This window comes from Ruegeria sp. (assembly GCF_040830605.1).
GTDB lineage: Bacteria > Pseudomonadota > Alphaproteobacteria > Rhodobacterales > Rhodobacteraceae > Ruegeria.
The window spans coordinates 141650-159186 of the sequence record NZ_JBFOMD010000004.1 but is presented as its reverse complement, the minus strand read 5'-3'; the positions used below and the strand labels follow the sequence as shown (position 1 = coordinate 159186).

Sequence of the window (17537 nt, the reverse complement as noted above, 5' to 3'; positions counted from 1 at the left end):
CCTTGCGCGCGCAGCGCAAGTCATTCGGGCAAGAGATATTCCACCAGTTCGGTGCGCTGCAGGCCCAGAAAATTGTCATCAGAGATCATCGTCGCCCTGAGCCGCCCTTGTTGGTCACGCCAGACCGAGAGCCCTTCGAGGTTGTCATGGGTGCCGGTGCCGGTCCTGAACAGAGTCTCTTCGGCGCGAACGCCACCCTCGGTAACCTCCCACCGTCTCAGGCGCGACCGAAAACCCAGAAGCGAGGCGTCACGCTCGAGCACATAAAACCTGCCATCCGGGCCGAAATCGGCGGACACCGGCAGAAACCCCTCGCTTGGCGGCAAGGTGAACGGGGTGGACCACCCCTGCCCGTTCCACATGTAGACCGGAATCTGCTCGTCTATCGTCCGGCTGCTTTCGGTCAGAGTATAAAGCCGCCCAAGGCCATCCATCGCCAGACCCTCAAACGAGCCGTTGCGGGCCAAACCCTCAAAGGCCTTGGGTCGGGGTAGCACTTTGGCGGGGCTGCCAAGCTCAGGGTACCGCGCGACACGGTGCACGCCTTCGAACGAGATAAAGATCGTGCCGTCAGGCGCGATGGCCAGCCCCTCGGAATCGCCTGCCCAGCCCAAAAGAATGCGGTTTCTGCTGGACCTGACGCTGTACGCCTTGCCTGCAGTCACATCTGTGATCCGGTCGCCGTCGCGTGTGATCGTGGCGGTCAGAATGCTGGCCCGATCGCTGAGCACCGTCATGCTCTGGCCGTCCTCGGACAATTCCAGCGCCGAAAACCCGCCGAACCAGATCGCCTTTTCACGCCAGGTATAGCTGCTCAGATGGGTTGCCGACTTGGCGTCCACAGCAAGGGCGGGGGCCGCCAGCAGCAGCGCCGAGACTATCGAGATTGCAGTACGGATGCGCATTGCTTGGGCAAATCGGCCAGGACGTATTCACGACGCTTCTTCGGCGGCGGCGCATTGGGGTCCGGCGGCGGCGGGTTGAGGATGTTGCTCACCCATTGCTGCGCATCCGCACAGCCGTCGCCGCGGGGTGGGGGATCCTGATTGAGGCACCCGCGCACACCCTTGGGGCATTTCAGACGCACGTGGAAATGATAGTGGTGCCCCCACCAGGGCCGGATCTTGCGCAGCCAGGCACGATCGCCTTTTTCATCCTTGCACATCTGCACCTTGGCGCCGGGGAAAACAAAGATGCGCGCAACCCGCTTGTCCTTGGCCGCCGCCCGCAGGATGGCGTGGTGCTGCTTGGTCCAGTTGGAATTGACAAAGGCTCCGTTGGCGCGGCGCATCGAGATGGACGAGATGTTTTCACGATTTCGGCGCGACAGTCGCAGATCGTTCGCGGGCCGCATCCAGATGTCGATGTCCAGACCGATCTGATGGCTGCGATGTCCGGACAGCATCGGACCGCCCCGAGGCTGACTGATATCCCCGATATAGAGACCGTTCCATCCCGGCTGCCGGGCCGCAAAGCCGCTAAGTTTCTGGATATAGTCGATGGTCTCCGGATGTCCCCAATTGCGGTTCCGGCTTAGCCGCATGGCTTGCCAGGTGGGGCCGGTTTCCGGCAATTGAACCGCCCCGGCGACGCATCCCTTGGAATATGACCCATAAGCCGCCGCGCGTTGTTTGGAGGCTTTGGACTTGGCCCCGAACAGTTCTTTTGCCAATGGCGCGGCATCTGCCCCGGTGGCAAAGATCATCGATGCAAAAGCGTAGGCGGCAAGTTGCAGCAGTCTCATCAGGTCTGGTCCCCTTCCGGTCTGACCCAGCGCATCAGGAACAGGCCCAGAATAAACAACAGGACGATTGGCGAAACCCCCAATCTTGCGCTGCCGGTGGTGACGGTCGCGATGTCGATGAGCAGCGGCGCGGCAAAGGCGGTGGCGCGGCCCGAAAGACCATAAAGGCCAAAGCTCTCGACCGGTGTTTGCGGATCGGTATGGCGCACCATCATCGACCGGCTGGCCGATTGCAGGATCCCACCCATGCCGCCGATCAGGATGCCGCAGCCGAAGAAAATCGTATCCGGCAAGTTTGAGCCTTCAGTTAAAGCGATGCCGAAAATCTGGCTGCGATCCATCGAAACGATGGTGGTGCAGACCAGGATCAGCACCCAGATCGCAACCAGAATCACCGGTTTAGGGCCGAATTTCCGGTCCATCTTGCCCCCCACCCACGCGAACACCGCCGAGGCGAGTACGCTGACGATGCCGAACACACCGATCTTGATCAGATCCCATTCCAGCACCAGTCGGGCATAGACACCGCCAAAACTGTAAAGCCCGTTCAGCGCATCGCGGTAGAACATGGATGAGCCCAGATAGGCGCTTAGGCTGTGACGATGACGCAGATTGGCAACCGACTTGCCCAACAGCCGCAGCGCGTCGCCAAAACTGCCCTGCTTCTCGCTGCGCTCGCCGTCACGGACCCACAGGAAGTAGGGCGCCATGAACAGGACAAACCATCCGGCGGTGAACGGGCCGACAAAGCGGGTGCCCTCACGCTGGCTTGCGTCAAGACCAAAGAGCGGGTCGAGCCCCACCAGCGTCTTGCCGCTGGGCTGTTCGACGAAAAGCGCCAGCATGATCGCCAGCGACAACAGCCCGCCAAAATAGCCGAAGGCAAAGCCCGAGCCGGAGATCTCACCCACCTCGCTGTCGTCCCCTAGATCGGGCAGTTGCGAGTTGATGAAGATCAGCGCGTATTCCGCGCCCACAAAGCCAAGGCCAAAGGCTGAAAGCATCAACCACATGTTCGAGCCATCCGGCATCGTGTACCACAAAGCGGCAGAACCTGCGGCATACATCACCGAAAAGGCAAAGATCCACGGAATGCGGCGCCCGGACACATCCGCGAGCGCCCCGAGCAGCGGCGCGCCAAAAGCGATGACCAGCCCGGTGATGGTCAGGCAGCGCGCCCAGACACTCTGCGCCTGCGCCGCCGCGGCATCAGGCGTCAAACCAGCGCCCAAGTAATACTCGGCTGCGACGCCCGCGAAATAGGGACCGAAGACAAAGGTGACCAGCAGAGTGTGATAGGGCTGGCTGGCCCAGTCAAAGAACCACCAGCCCCAGATGCGCTTGCGCTTGGAAATCTCTGCCATGCCTGCCCTTTTGATCTGTTTTGACAAGTTATGCGGGTCAGGTGGCTCGCGTGGCAAGCATTTCCTACGGTGCTCGCCCCACGTCACATGGCAAACCCTTGTTCTTTGAGGCTGAAACGACTACCTGTCGCCGGAACAGATCGGAGTATTCAGACATGATGGCAATCTACGGACCTCTGCAGTTAATCCTCAGCGTGGTCTATTTTATTATCATCGTGCATGTGATCATGAGCTGGCTGATCAACTTTCAGGTTCTGAACCTGCGTCAGCAGTTCGTGGCGCAGCTTTGGTATGGTCTGAACCGGCTTCTTGAGCCGATCTACCGCCCGATCCGGAACTTTCTGCCTGATACCGGTGGCATTGATCTCGCGCCGCTGGTGGCCTTCATCATCGTGATTTCGCTTCGCGCATACATTCTGCCAACCCTCTTTGGCTTTATGTGACCTCAAGGGACATCCAGCCCTCTTGTTCACCGATTCTTAGTATGTGAGAGTGCGGTCTAAGAGCAGATAGACATAATCTTAGACAGGGCTGCCCCTCAGATGTTCGACTCCGCGCCGTTGCTGCGAGATGTCTTTGGATTCGACGCCTTCCGTCCCGGCCAGGAAGAGATTGTCGATGCCGTGACAACGGGTGAGAACGTGTTGGCGATCATGCCGACCGGAGGCGGCAAGTCTCTGTGTTATCAACTGCCTGCGCTGCTGCGTGACGGAGTCACGGTGGTGATTTCACCGCTGATAGCCCTCATGCGCGATCAGGTGCGCGCCCTGCAGGTGGCCGGGGTTGAGGCGGGTGCGCTGACCTCGGGCAACACACCCGAGGAAACCGACGCGGTGTGGCAGGCGCTGGAACACGGTCGGCTGAAACTGCTCTACATGGCGCCCGAGCGGCTGGCGGCGGGCTCGGCCATGGGCATGTTGCGCCGGATCGGCGTCAGCCTGATCGCCGTGGACGAGGCGCATTGCGTCAGCCAGTGGGGCCATGATTTCCGCCCCGATTACCTGCGGATCGGAGAGCTGCGCCGCGCTCTGGACGTGCCGCTGGCCGCCTTCACCGCCACGGCGGATGCGGAGACGCAGGACGAGATCATCCAGAAACTGTTCGACGGTGTTGCACCGCGCAAGTTCCTGCGCGGGTTCGACCGACCCAATATCCATCTGGCCTTTGGTGCTAAGGACAGCCCGCGCAAGCAGATCCTAGACTTCGCCGCTGCCCGGCGCGGTCAGTCCGGCATTGTCTATTGCGGGACCCGCAACAAGACCGAGGCGCTGGCACGCGCATTGCGCGAGGATGGCCACACCGCCTGCCATTATCACGGAGGGATGGAGGCCGAGGATCGCCGGATCGTCGAGACCCGCTTTGCCCGCGAGGACGGGTTGATCGTGGTGGCCACCGTCGCCTTTGGCATGGGCATCGACAAGCCGGATATCCGCTGGGTGGCCCATGCCGATCTGCCCAAATCCATCGAAGCCTATTATCAGGAGATCGGGCGCGCGGGTCGCGATGGCGGCCCCGCCGAGACACTGACCCTGTTCGGCCCCGACGACATCCGCCTGCGTCGGTCGCAGATCGACGAGGGGCTGGCGCCGCCCGAACGCCGCATTGCCGATCACGCGCGGCTCAACGCCCTGCTAGGATTGGCCGAAGCGCTGGAATGCCGCCGCCAGACCCTGCTGCGCTATTTCGGAGAAGAGGCCGCACCCTGCGGCAAATGCGATCTTTGCGACACTCCGGCCGAGGTGTTCGACGGCACCACGCCCGTGCGCATGGCACTGTCGGCCATACTGCGGACCGAAGAGTGGTTCGGCGCCGGGCATCTGATCGACATCCTGCTCGGCAACGAAACCGACAAGATCCGCGCCCGCCGCCACGACAACTTGCCCACCTACGGTGTCGGCAAGGATTGGTCGCGCCCACAATGGCAGGCGATTTTCCGGCAGATGATGGGGCATGATCTGGTGCGCCCGGACCCGGAGCGTCACGGCGCGCTGCGGATGACCGAGGCGGCGAAACCGATCCTGAAGGGTGAAGCCCAGATCCGGCTGCGTAAGGATTCCATCCGCAAAGCCACCCGTCGCCCCGCCGTCAAGGCGATGGTGTCGGAAGAAGACGCGCCGCTCCTGTCCGCACTCAAGGCCAAGCGCCGGGCGCTGGCCGAGGCCGCGCGAGTCCCGGCCTATGTGATCTTTCCCGACCGCACGCTGATCGAGATGGCCGAAAAACGCCCCGCGACGCTGGACGACATGGCCCGGGTCGGCGGCGTTGGCGCCAAGAAGCTGGAGCGGTACGGCAACACGTTCCTGGAGGTGATCTCGGGCGCAGTCGAAACCGTGCATCCGGCGCGGCGCAAACTGGCCGGACGGGACACCGCCGGGCTATATGATCAGTTGCTTGAAGTGCAAACCGAACTGGCCCGCGGCCCGGACGGGATCGACAAGCCGCTGACCTGCTCGGCCTCGCAACTGGCCAAGGTCGCGCAGATGCGCCCGAATGACGAAACTGCGCTGGAACGGCTACTGGGTGAACGCCGCGCGGAGCGGTTCGGCGCCGCGTTTCTGGACGTACTGCGGGCGGCAGGCTAGATACGGTCGGAACGGAATGAGGGGGCGGGCATGCTGACAGTGATCTCTCCGGCCAAGCGGCTGGACTGGACGGAACGGGACGTGGCAGCGACCGAACCTGCGTTTCAGGACGATGCGATCCGGTTGGCCAGGACGATGCGCAATCAGACCCTTGGCGATCTGAAGAAGCTGATGGATCTGAGCGACGATCTGGCCCGGCTGAACCGCGACCGGTACCGGGTCTTCTCCGACACGCCCGAGACCGACGTGACCCGCCCCGCCGCGCTGGCCTTTGCGGGGGATACCTATCTGGGGCTCGAGGCCGCATCGCTGGATGAGGATGAGATGGCCTGGGCGCAGGACCATCTGCGGATATTATCCGGGCTTTATGGCGTCCTGCGCCCGCTGGACGCGATCCAGCCCTATCGGTTGGAGATGGGTTCGCGCCTCAAGACCCGACGCGGCAAGAACCTGTATGACTACTGGCGCGACCAACTGAGCCATGCGCTGAATGCGCAAGCCGCCGAGATCGGAACCAGCATTCTGGTGAACTGCGCCAGTCAGGAGTATTTCGGTGCAGTCGCGCCCAAGGCGCTGAACCTTCGGGTGATCACGCCTGTCTTCATGGAGGACAAGGGCAGCGCACCCAGGATCGTCAGCTTCTTCGCCAAAAAGGCCCGCGGCGCCATGGCACGCTATATCATCCAGCGGCGCTTGACCGATCCGGCGGCACTGATCGAGTTCGATACCGGTGGCTATGCCTATTACGAAGAGATGTCCGAGCCGGACAAACCGGTATTTATCAGACCCTACACCACGCCGCCAAACACCTGAAACACCCAACGCTGTCTGAAATCATGGTTTTTAACGCGTCAGGTGATACTGGATTTAAGTGGTTTTTCGCGAAGTGCTTTATCAAGCCTGATCCGACAACATCGACGCATCGTAGGCGACAAGCTCCACGGTGTTTCCCTCGGGGTCCTGGGTGAAAACACCGCGCCAGCCGATCCAGCCGAACTGCTCGACCCAATAGGGCTGACCGAGGTGGTCGTACCAGCGAATGACCGCTTCCTGTTCTTCGAATGGTAGCGACAGCGCGATGTGATGCAGGGATGATGCGGCGCCGGTTACCGGTGGGGCGAATCCCGTCGGATGCTGGCCCGGTTTGACAGAAACCTCGTAGTGGAACAAGGCAAGCACGGCAGTGTGGCCACCAAACCCTTCGGCAATCCGAAAAAAGGTGATGGCGCTTTTGTGATCGCCGCGTAGACGCTCCAGTCCGATCACGGTTTCGTAGAACTCGACCATCGCGGCCATGTCGGCGCAACGGATGGCAATCTCGCCCAGGGCACGCGGGCGGAATCCTCGATCCTGTGTCATGAGACCAGCTTAAATGGGCGTTTCAAGAAAGGGCAAGCCATCAGGTGCCGCCCGGTTCAATCCGGGTCGGCTCTTGCGCCCGCGCGTTCTGCCCAAACAAAATCAGCGGCGCGCTATTCTTCTTCAGGCAGCACGGGCCGCGCGTCCTTGGGACAGGCGGCGATGATCCGCTCGTGAATCAGCGCCTTGCGCAGCGGTTTGGTCAGATAATGGTCCAGCCCGGCGCTCAGAATCCCGTCGGCATCCCCTGTCATCGCGTGCGCCGTCAATGCCACGATGGGAACGTGGTGGCCGGTCCCTGCCTCGCGCCGCCGGATTTCTCCGGTGGCCTGTTTGCCGTCCATCTTGGGCATCGAGATATCCATGAAGATCAGATCGGGCTGAAACGCCTCATAGACCTCAACCGCCTCAAGCCCGTTATTGGCAAAGCGCAGATCGATATCGAGCGCCTTGACCATCTTGCGCAGAACCAGCTGGTTGGTGCGGTTGTCTTCGGCCGCCAGAACCCGCATCTGGCGTTGCTTCTGGCCGGGGCATCCCGGGGCGGACGGATCAGACGCCCCGTCCGCCTCGGCGCTCAGCGACCGCGCAGGCTCAAACACCGGATCGCCCAAGTTTTCCAGACGAGAGAACAGCTCGGCGCGGGGGATGGGCTTTTGCAGCACGCCCTGCAGCAAGTGCCGGGCCGGGTCGGCGTGAACCGCGCCCGGATTGGAGGACAGAAGAACAAAGGGCAGATCGTTCCAAGCGCGTTCGCGGATCGCTTCGACCAGTTCCAGCCCGTCCATGTCCGGCATGTTGTGGTCGCTCAGCACCAGATCGATACTGTCATCGAGCCGCTCCAGCGCCTCGCTACCCGAGACACAGGACGTCACCCGCGCGCCAAGGCGGCTGAGTTGTTTTTCGAGGATAGCGCGGTTGATGACCTCATCATCGACGATCATCACATGCCGCAGCCGTCCGGCCAGACTGGGCGGCACCGGTTGCGGCCCGTCCGCGGTTGGCAGGGTCACGCGGAACCCGAAACACGATCCCTCACCCTCTTCGCTTTCGACCCAGACGGTGCCCCCCATCAATTCGATCAGCCGCCGGGTGATGGCGAGGCCCAGCCCGGTGCCGTCGAACTTGCGGTTGCGCTCGTTTTCGACCTGATTGAACTCGCCAAAGATGTGGCCGATCTTGCTGTCGGGAATGCCAATCCCGGTATCCTCGATCGCCACATGGATGGCGCAGCTTTCGCCGGCCGGATCGGGCACCCCGGTCACCCGGATCAAGACATGGCCCTGACTGGTGAACTTCACCGCATTACCGACCAGATTGGTCAGCACCTGCCGGACGCGCCCCGGATCGCCGACGAAGCGGGTGGGCAGGAACAGGTCGTAATCCACCAGCATCGACAGGCCCTTGTCGCGCACCGTCGGCTGTAACAGCATCGCCACCTCGTGAATGCAGCGCTCAAGGTCAAAAGCCTCGGAATGCAGCACCAGCTTGTCGGCCTCGATCTTCGAGTAGTCCAACACGTCGTTGATGATCACCAGCAGCGCCTCGCCCGAGTTCCGGATCGTGTTGACATAGAGCCTCTGTTCCTCGTCCAGGCTGGTATCGGTCAGCAGCTCGGCCATTCCGACGACCCCGTTCATCGGTGTGCGAATCTCATGGCTCATATTGGCGAGAAAGGCGGATTTGGCACGGTTGGCGGCCTCGGCCCGTTCGCGGGCGGCGCGCAGCTCGGCCTCGTATCGGACGGTCGAGGTGATGTTCAGCGCCAGGCTGACAACGTCGCCCCCGTGACCCCGCTGGTCGATCAGCTTGATATACTGACCGTTCCACATGCGGACCACCACCGGTTTGGGGCTGGGCGACATCCAGCGGTCGCGCATCATCGCGCGCCATTCCTCGGCCGCCATTTCGCCGGTATCCACGATCCCTTCATCCGTGAACAACTGCAATATGCGCATGTAAGAGATGCCCGGCGCGATCTCCTCCAACCCGTCGAACGCGTTGAGATAGGCGGTGTTGGCGCCGATCAGCTTGTTGTCGGAATCGAAAAAGGCGAACCCGTCCTGAATGGTCTGGATCGAGTGCCACAGCCGCCGCTCGGCCACCTCGATCTTGGCATTGGCAACCGTCAGGTCCGATTTCACCTTTTCGTTCTCGTCCCGAACGGTCGCGACCTCGGCCTGTTTCTCGCCAATCCGCTTGGTCAGGGCCAGCGCGTGACGACCCAGTTTGCGGTTCGCAGCCGAAAGTTCGGCCTGTTTGAGATCCAGCAATCGCTCGGCGGCCAGACGGGCGCGCCGTTCCTCGGCAAGTTTGTTGGCAAGGCTCATCGCAATCGTTCCCACGGGTGGTCCGCGCCCGAGCATCCGCCGCAACGGTGAAAAAGTGTTTAAGCTTGCCCGCCCCGATGGGAATCGTTGCAAAGCCCTGTGCCCTCATGCGACCCTGAGAACAAACAGGAGGCCGTCATGCGACGCTTTGCTTTTTCCTCAATTGCTTTGTTTCTTTCGGTTTTTTCTGGCGCAAACGAAGTTCAGGCGCAAACTCATGTGCCCGAGTTCCGCTATGTGGTGACCCGCGATGCGGATTTTCCCGGCGGTGATCTTGAGGCTCTGTTCGACACCAACCTGTCCTCCTGCGTGCGGGCCTGTTCGGCCCGAAGAGATTGCGCCGCGTTTACCTTCAACACCCGCTCGAACGCCTGCTTTCCCAAAAGCGGTGTTGGCGAGGCCGCCCTATACGAAGGTGCAATATCGGCTCAGAAAATAGCGACGGCGCCGGATATTCTCAGCGCGGCGCCGGCCCGGGCAGGCGATCTTGCGTTCCTGAGGCAACAGGATTTTGAGCGTGCGCTGAACCAGGCGCGCGATCTGGGCCTGCGCCATCCGGGCGGCGGGCTGGATTTGCAAGCGGTTCTTGATGCCGCGCGCACCGCTGGTGATTCCGTCCGCGCCATGCGTTGGAGCGGGGTCGCGGTGTCGCTGTCCGACCGCCCGGATCTATGGGTGGAATACGCCCGGTTGCTGCTGCGAATCCGAACCAATGACGGAAACCAGCAACGCAACTACCAGCGTCGCGCCCTAAGTGCCGCGCTCAACGGTTATTTGCGGGCCGGAACGCAAGGCGGACAGGTTGCTGCGCTGGATATCCTGGCTGACGCGCTGGAGCGCAATGACCGCGGGCGAGACATGGTCTCGGCCCTGCGTCTCGCGTATCGGATTCAGCCGCGCGCGGACATCCAGACCGCTCTCGACCGGGCGGTGGCCAAATACGGTTTTCGCGTCACCGACAGTTCGGTGGAAAGCGACTCCGCGGCGCCCCGGATCTGCGCCCAGTTCTCTGAGCCGCTAGTCAAGGCCGGGGTGGATTACGAGACCTTTGTGCAAATGCCCGAACCGCAGATGGTGGTGCAGGCGGATGGCACACAGCTTTGCGTGGACGGGGTCGAGCACGGCAAGCGCTACCGTATCACCTACCGCGAGGGGCTGCCTGCGGCGTCGGGTGAATCGCTCTACCGCGACGTGACGCTGACCCACTATGTGCGCGACAGATCGCCTTCGGTGCGGTTCCCCGGGCGCAGCTACGTGCTGCCCAAGGCGGCAGATGCCGCGCTGCCGGTCGAGACGGTCAACCTGACCCAGCTGGACCTGACCCTGCGCCGCGTCAGCGACCGCAACCTGCTGCGCGCAATTCAGGATGAGTTCTTTGGCCGCCCGCTCAATCACTGGCAGGATGAACAGTTCTCGGACGAGATCGCCGAAGATGTCTGGACCGGTACGGCCGAGGTGCAATCCGAACTCAACCGCGACATGATCTCGCGCCTGCCGATGGCCGAGGCGATTGCCGGACAGCCCGCCGGGATCTACGCGCTGACCGCGCGGGTGCCGGGGGCAGATCCCTATGACGATCCCGGCGCAACGCAGTGGTTCGTGCTGTCCGATCTGGGGATTAGCTCGATGTCCGGCACAGACGGGCTGCATGTGACGATCCGAGGGCTCGGTGATGCCGCGCCGCGCGAGGGTGTCGATGTGACGCTGATTTCGCGCGCCAATGCCGTCATCGCGCAGGCCACAACGAATGCCGACGGGCTGGCCCGCTTCGATCCGGGCCTGACCCGGGGCCGGGGTGCGGCGGCGCCCGCGATGATCCTTGCCAAGACGGGAGATGAGGATTTCAGCTTTCTGTCGCTAACCGATCCCGCCTTTGACCTGTCCGATCGGGGCGTCGAGGGCCGCGCGCCCGCCGGACCGGTGGATGTGTTCCTGACCACCGATCGCGGCGCCTACCGCGCCGGTGAGACGATCCACGCCACGGCGCTCAGCCGCGATGGCGAGGCGCAGGCGGTCGAGGGGCTGCCGCTGACCGCCATTCTCAGCCGTCCCGACGGAGTGGAATACCGCCGTCTGGTCTCGGATGGCGGGGTCGCGGGCGGCCATGTCTTTGCACTGCCCGTCAGCCCGGATGTGCCGCGCGGAACATGGCGGCTGGAGCTCCGGTCCGATCCCAAGGGCCCGGCACTGGCCAGCCAGACCGTGCTGGTCGAGGATTTCCTGCCCGAACGCATCGACTATGACCTGTCATTGCCCAGCGCGCCGATGCGCCCGGGCGAGAGCCCGCCGCTGCGAATCGAGGCGAAGTATCTCTTTGGCGCGCCGGGCTCGGACCTGACCATCGACGGGCAGGTGGTGCTGCGCGCGGCAGAGACCGTCGCGGGTTATGAGGATTACCGCTTTGGGCGCTATGACGAACGCACCTCGGCCCAAAGCAGCCAGTTCGGCGGCGCGCGGACAGATGCGCAGGGTTTGGCGACCGTACCGGTGGAGATTCCGCAGATCGATGCGGGGGGCAAACCGCTTGAGGCGACGGTGATCGCCCGTCTGGCCGATGGCTCGGCCCGCCCGGTTGAACGCCGCCTGACCGCGCCGGTTCTGCCAGCCGGCCCGGTGATTGGCATCAAGCCGATGTTCGACGATGTGGTCAGCGAAGGAACCGAGGCCGCGTTCCATGTTATCGGCCTGTCCCCCGAGCTCTCGCCCATGCCGATGCGCGTCCGCTGGACGTTGAACCGGGTCGAGACGCGCTATCAGTGGTATCAGCTCTACGGCAACTGGAACTGGGAACCCACGACCCGCCGCACCCGCGTTGCCACCGGCGACGCTGGTCTGACCGCCGAGCCGCTGGTGCTGAGCCAGCCGGTCGACTGGGGCCGGTATGAGCTGGTGGTGGAACGGCTGGATGGCGATTATGCCGCCTCGGCGGTGGATTTCTACGCCGGGTGGTATCAGGCCGCCGATGCCTCGGCCACACCGGATCGGCTTGAGATGTCGCTGGACCGCGACAGCTATCGACCGGGCGACACGGCGCAGCTGCGGATCGTGCCGCGCATGGCCGGGGGGGCGCAGGTCTCGGTGCTGTCCAACAAGGTGATTGCGCGCCAGATGATTGAGGTGCCCGAGGGCGAAACCGTGATCCCTGTGCCGGTGACCGAGGACTGGGGCGCAGGGGCCTATGTCACCGCCGCGGTGATCCGGCCGATGGATGTGACCGCCGGGCAGAACCCGGCCCGCGCGCTGGGCGTGGCCCACGCCAGTGTCGAGCCGGTGGGGCGCGAACTGACGGTCTCACTCGACGTGCCGGAGGTTACCGAGCCGCGCGCAACACAACAGGCGCGCGTCAAGGTGGAAGGCGCTGCCGAGGGTGAGCAGGTCTGGATGACGCTGGCCGCCGTGGATGTGGGTATCCTGAACCTGACCGGCTTCGAAAGCCCCGATCCCAAAGGGCACTATTTCGGCCAGCGCCGTCTTGGTGTGGAGTTGCGCGACGTCTACGGACGGCTGATCGACGGCATGAACGGCGCCATGGGCACTGTGCGCTCCGGCGGTGACAGCGATGCGGGCATGCGGATGCAGTCCCCGCCGCCAACACAAGAGTTGATGGCGGTCTTCAGCGGCCTCGTCGAACTGGACGCGAACGGAGAGGCGGTGGTCGACATCGCCCTACCCGCCTTCAACGGCACCGTGCGGCTGATGGCGGTGGCCTGGTCGCCCAGCGCCGTGGGACAGGCCAAAGCCGAGATGATCGTGCGTGACCCGGTGGTGGTTACCGCCAGCCTACCACGCTTCCTCGCGCCGGGTGACAGTAGCCGCATCTTGCTGGAGGTGGTCCATGCCGATGGCCCCTCGGGCGCGATGTCGCTGGCTCTGAACGCCCCTGCAGCGCTGGAATTGGGCACTGTACCCGGGTCGTTCACGCTGGCCGAGGGCGGCAAGGCCGTGTTCGAGGTACCCGTCACCGCCTCCTCTATCGGCGATCCGGTGGTGGAGGTGGCTCTGACCACGCCGGATGGCCGTGCGCTGACCCAATCGCTGACCCTGCCGGTGCGCTCAAACGATCCGGTGGTGGCACAAACCCGGCGGTTCGCGCTGGGCGCGGGCGACAGTTTCCTGTTCTCGAATGACGTCTTTGCCGGTCTGCGGCCGGGATCAGGCAAGGCGATCCTGTCCGCAGGTCCGCTGGCGAAATTCGACACGCCCGGCCTGCTCGACCGGTTGGACCGCTACCCCTATGGCTGTACCGAGCAGGTGACCAGTCAGGCGCTGCCGCTGCTCTATCTCTCTTCCGTGGCGCAAGCGACCGGGCTGGGTGACGGCCCTGCGGTCGAAAAGCGTATCAACGCCGCGATCACCCGGGTGCTGACCCGGCAGGCCTCGAACGGGGCGTTCGGGCTGTGGCGCGCGGAAAGCGGGGATTTTTGGTTGGACGCCTATGTCAGCGACTTCCTCAGCCGCGCCCGGGCGCAAGGCCACGCCGTGCCCGACCGCGCCTTTGCGCAGGCAATGGACAATCTGCGCAACCGGATCAACTACGCACCTGATTTCGACATAGGGGGCCAGGACATTGCCTATGCCCTGATGGTGCTGGCGCGCGAGGGCGCGGCGGCGATGGGCGATCTGCGCTACTATGCCGACGTCAAGGGCGAGGCCTTTGACACGCCGCTCGCGGCGGCACAACTGGGCGCCGCGCTGGCCTCATACGGCGATCAGACCCGGGCCGATGCGATGTTTGCCCGCGCCGCACGGATGGTTGCCAGCCAGACCGCGCAAGAGGCTCAGGTCTGGCGCGCCGACTATGGCACCCGATTCCGCGATGCGGCGGGCCTGCTGGCGCTTGCGACCGAGGCAGGCAGCAATGTGGTGGACCGCAACGCCCTTGTCACCCGCGTCAGCGCCGACAGCGCCACCCTGTCGACGCAAGAGGCCACCTGGTCCCTGCTGGCCGCCCACGCGCTGGCCGCAACGCCCGGTCAGTCGGGTCTGCGGGTGAACGGCGCACCGGTTGACGGACCCTTCGTGCAGGTGCTGGAAGGCAACGCCGGCGAGGCACTGAACATCACCGCGGTCGATGGGCAAAGCACCGATATCACCCTGACCGTGAGCGGCGTGCCCCAGGTCGCACCGCCTGCGGGCGGTACCGGCTATACGATCACCCGCCAGTATTACTCGATGGAGGGCGCCCCGCTCGACCGGCGCAGCTTTGCCGTGGGCGAACGCTTCGTGACCGTGCTGACCGTGTCCCCGCATGAGTCGGGTGATGGCCGCCTGATGCTGGACGATCCGCTGCCCGCCGGGGTCGAGATCGACAACCCGAACCTGCTGCGCTCGGGCGATGTGCGGGCGCTGGACTGGCTGGACCTCACCGAAGCGTCTCATGCCGAGTTCCGGTCCGACCGGTTCCTCGCGGCGGTAGACCTGCTTGGCGGCGGCTCGGTGACGCTTGCCTATGTGGCCCGCGCGGTGACGCCCGGCACGTTCCATCACCCGGCCGCCTCGGTCGAGGATATGTACCGTCCGCGGTACCGCGCATGGACCGGAACGGGGCAGGTCGTGGTGCAATGACAGGCCGCACCGCCATTGCTACCGCTCATTGGCGGCGGCTGGATATCGAAGGCACCGACCGTTGCACCCTGTCGCGTCTGGATCACGGCTGGATGCTGGTCGGGCAGGCGATCTGGCACGAGGACGGGACCGACGCGAACCTGACCTATGATGTCCGCTGCGGCCCGGACTGGACCAGCCTGTCCGCCGATGTCAGCGGTGAGGTTGCAGGCCGCACGCTGGCCCTGCGCCTGCGCCGTGGGGCCGAGGGCTGGCTGCTCAACGACGAACCGCAAGCGGATACCGGCGATTGCCCCGATCTGGACCTCAGCTTTACGCCTGCCACCAACCTGTTGCCCCTGCGGAGGTTGACGCCGACCGATGGGCACAGCGCCTCGGTCTGCGCCGCATGGCTGCTGCCGGATTTCGCCACCATTGCCCGGCTGGACCAGACCTATACCTGGATCGAGGCGGGCAAGGTCTCCTACACCTCCCCCAATTTCAACGCTGATCTGGACGTGCACGAAACCGGCTTCGTCACCCGCTACCCGGATCTGTGGGAGGGCTGGGTCGATGGCTAACCCCGCCCGTCTGCTGCTGAGCCTCGCCGCTTGCCTGTTCCTTGCAGGTCTGGCGCGGGACGCGGTGGAGGATTGGATCTCGCGCACCAAACTGCCCCCGGTTCTGGCGGAAATCTCGGTCGAGGTGCGGGACCGCAACGGCGCCCTGCTGCGGACCTACCCGGTGGAGGACGGGATATGGCGGCTGCGCCCGGGGCCGGTCGATGCCGGGTTCGTCTCGATGCTGATCCGGTATGAGGACAAACGGTTCCGCTCCCATAACGGGGTGGACCTGCTGGCCATTGCCCGCGCCACCGGGCAGGCTCTGTGGAATGGCCGGACGGTCTCGGGCGGTTCGACTCTGACCATGCAGGTGGCGCGCCTGCTTGAGGATGGTCCAACCGGGCGCTGGAGCGGCAAGCTGCGCCAGATCCGGCTGGCGTTGGCGCTGGAGCGGCGGTTGAGCAAGGACGAGATCCTGTCACTCTATCTGACCCACGCGCCTTATGGTGGCAATCTGGAAGGGGTGCGTGCGGCGACGCTGGCCTGGTTCGGCAAGGAACCACGCCGCTTGACCCCGGCCGAGGCTGCGCTGCTCGTGGCCTTGCCACAATCGCCCGAGGCGCGGCGCCCCGACCGTCATCCGGAGCAGGCACGGGCTGCGCGAGACCGGGTGTTGACACGGATTCAGCGGCACGGGGTTCTGCCCGAGGCCGAGGTTCAGGCCGCGTTTTCCGAACGTTTACCAAGCACTATGCGAGCCTTCCCGCAACTGGCGGCGCATCTGGCCAATCGGATGCGCGCAGAAACGCGCGAGACCGCTGTCCATGACCTGACGTTGGACGCCGGACTGCAGGCGCGGTTGGAACCGCTGGTGGCCCGTGCCGCTGCGCGCGCCGGGCCGCGTGTATCGGGTGCAATGATCGTGGCCGATCATCAAAGTGGCGAGGTTTTGGCCTCAGTGGGGTCCGCAGGTTATGCCGATGCGCGGCAGGGTTTCGTGGACATGACCACCGCCCTGCGCTCGCCCGGATCGACCCTGAAACCGCTGGTCTACGGGCTGGCCTTCGATCAGGGCATGGCGCATCCGGAAACCCTGATCCACGACGGCCCGGTCATGTTCGGTCGCTACACCCCCCGCAATTTCGACGGCATCTTCCGCGGCGATGTCCGTGTGCGCGAGGCGTTGCAGATGTCGCTCAACATCCCCGTGGTGCGGCTGACGCATGAGCTTGGACCGGGCCGCGTGATGGCGGCGCTGCGGCGCGCGGGCGCCCAGCCGCGCCTGCCGGGTGGAGCGCCGGGATTGGCGATCTCGCTGGGTGGTGTCGGGATCACCCTGCACGATCTGGTACAGCTCTACGCAGCGCAGGCACAGGGCGGTCAGGGGCCGCTGCTGCGCCATGGTCTGACCGATCCGAAAGAACTGACCGCTCCGGTCATGTCGGACGTCGCCGCCTGGCAGGTCGGCAACATTCTGGCCGGGCTAACCCCGCCGCCGGGCGCGCCTGCCGGGGTGCTGGCCTATAAGACCGGCACGTCTTATGGCCATCGCGACGTCTGGGCAGTGGGCTATGACGGGCGCCATGTGATCGGGGTCTGGCTGGGGCGCGCGGATGGCACCCCAGTGCCCGGCGCCTTTGGGGGCGATCTGGCGGCGCCGTTGCTGTTCGAGGCCTTTGGTCGTCTGAAACCCGGCTTTGATCCCCTGCCGCCGCCGCCACCTTCAACGCTGATCGTAGGCGCCGCTGACCTGCCGCAACCCCTGCAACGGTTCCGCCCCCGCTCGGCCGCCTTCGAGACGCAGGCTGACGCACCACAACTTCTGTTCCCGCCCGATGGCGCCCGGCTGGCCACCGATGGTGGCGCGCTGACGGTGAAGCTACGTGGCGGGTCCGGACCGTTCTCGCTGCTGGCCGATGGGCAGCCGATGGCCACCGGTATCCGGCAGCGTGAGTTTCAGGTGCCCAATCCGGGGCGCGGTTACGCCTCGCTGGTGGTGATTGACGCGCGCGGGCGATCGGACCGGGTGACCGTGGAGATCGAGTGAACCG

General features: G+C 64.4%; 11 protein-coding genes. 6 read left to right on the top strand and 5 right to left on the bottom strand.

Annotation, left to right across the window (positions count from 1 at the left end):
- Nucleotides 1-20: 20 nt before the first annotated feature.
- From AB3N21_RS07460 to AB3N21_RS07450, 3 genes are read right to left on the bottom strand one after another with little or no spacing between them, the layout of a single operon-like run.
- On the bottom strand, nucleotides 21-905 hold the full coding sequence (locus AB3N21_RS07460; RefSeq protein WP_367934636.1) for an esterase-like activity of phytase family protein: 885 nt from the start codon (nucleotides 903-905) through the stop codon (nucleotides 21-23).
- On the bottom strand, nucleotides 878-1744 hold the full coding sequence (gene mepA, locus AB3N21_RS07455) for a penicillin-insensitive murein endopeptidase (RefSeq protein WP_367934635.1): 867 nt from the start codon (nucleotides 1742-1744) through the stop codon (nucleotides 878-880). Before mepA ends, AB3N21_RS07460 begins: the two co-directional genes overlap by 28 nt.
- On the bottom strand, nucleotides 1744-3165 hold the full coding sequence (locus AB3N21_RS07450; protein WP_367934634.1) for an MFS transporter: 1422 nt from the start codon (nucleotides 3163-3165) through the stop codon (nucleotides 1744-1746). The genes mepA and AB3N21_RS07450 overlap by 1 nt, the downstream gene beginning before the upstream one ends.
- A gap of 98 nt (nucleotides 3166-3263) precedes the next feature.
- Here AB3N21_RS07450 and AB3N21_RS07445 point away from each other — a divergent pair, with 98 nt between their 5' ends.
- From AB3N21_RS07445 to yaaA, 3 genes are all read left to right on the top strand, one after another.
- Nucleotides 3264-3551, top strand: coding sequence for a YggT family protein (locus AB3N21_RS07445; protein WP_171175377.1), 288 nt, complete (start codon nucleotides 3264-3266; stop codon nucleotides 3549-3551).
- A 99-nt stretch (nucleotides 3552-3650) separates the two neighbouring features.
- Nucleotides 3651-5690, top strand: coding sequence for a DNA helicase RecQ (recQ, locus tag AB3N21_RS07440; protein ID WP_367934633.1), 2040 nt, complete (start codon nucleotides 3651-3653; stop codon nucleotides 5688-5690).
- A 30-nt stretch (nucleotides 5691-5720) separates the two neighbouring features.
- Nucleotides 5721-6503, top strand: coding sequence for a peroxide stress protein YaaA (gene yaaA, locus AB3N21_RS07435; protein ID WP_367934632.1), 783 nt, complete (start codon nucleotides 5721-5723; stop codon nucleotides 6501-6503).
- A gap of 81 nt (nucleotides 6504-6584) precedes the next feature.
- On the opposite strand, the gene AB3N21_RS07430 is transcribed toward yaaA, so the two are convergent.
- Together AB3N21_RS07430 and AB3N21_RS07425 are read right to left on the bottom strand one after the other, a co-directional pair.
- Nucleotides 6585-7049, bottom strand: coding sequence for a VOC family protein (locus AB3N21_RS07430; RefSeq protein ID WP_367934631.1), 465 nt, complete (start codon nucleotides 7047-7049; stop codon nucleotides 6585-6587).
- Between the two features lie 113 nt (nucleotides 7050-7162).
- A complete protein-coding gene (locus tag AB3N21_RS07425) occupies nucleotides 7163-9379 on the bottom strand; it encodes a response regulator (RefSeq protein ID WP_367934630.1) in 2217 nt (738 codons plus the stop codon).
- A gap of 138 nt (nucleotides 9380-9517) precedes the next feature.
- On the opposite strand from AB3N21_RS07425, the gene AB3N21_RS07420 reads away from it, so the two are divergent.
- Genes AB3N21_RS07420 through pbpC form a run of 3 tightly spaced genes read left to right on the top strand, consistent with a single transcriptional unit; the run spans nucleotide 9518 to nucleotide 17533 of the window.
- On the top strand, nucleotides 9518-14944 hold the full coding sequence (locus AB3N21_RS07420) for an alpha-2-macroglobulin family protein (protein ID WP_367934629.1): 5427 nt from the start codon (nucleotides 9518-9520) through the stop codon (nucleotides 14942-14944).
- Nucleotides 14941-15504, top strand: coding sequence for a putative glycolipid-binding domain-containing protein (locus tag AB3N21_RS07415; protein ID WP_367934628.1), 564 nt, complete (start codon nucleotides 14941-14943; stop codon nucleotides 15502-15504). The genes AB3N21_RS07420 and AB3N21_RS07415 overlap by 4 nt, the downstream gene beginning before the upstream one ends.
- Nucleotides 15497-17533 carry a penicillin-binding protein 1C gene (pbpC, locus tag AB3N21_RS07410; RefSeq protein WP_367934627.1) on the top strand — a complete coding sequence of 679 codons (2037 nt, stop codon included), beginning with the start codon at nucleotides 15497-15499 and terminating at the stop codon, nucleotides 17531-17533. The genes AB3N21_RS07415 and pbpC overlap by 8 nt, the downstream gene beginning before the upstream one ends.
- The last annotated feature ends 4 nt before the right edge of the window (nucleotides 17534-17537 follow it).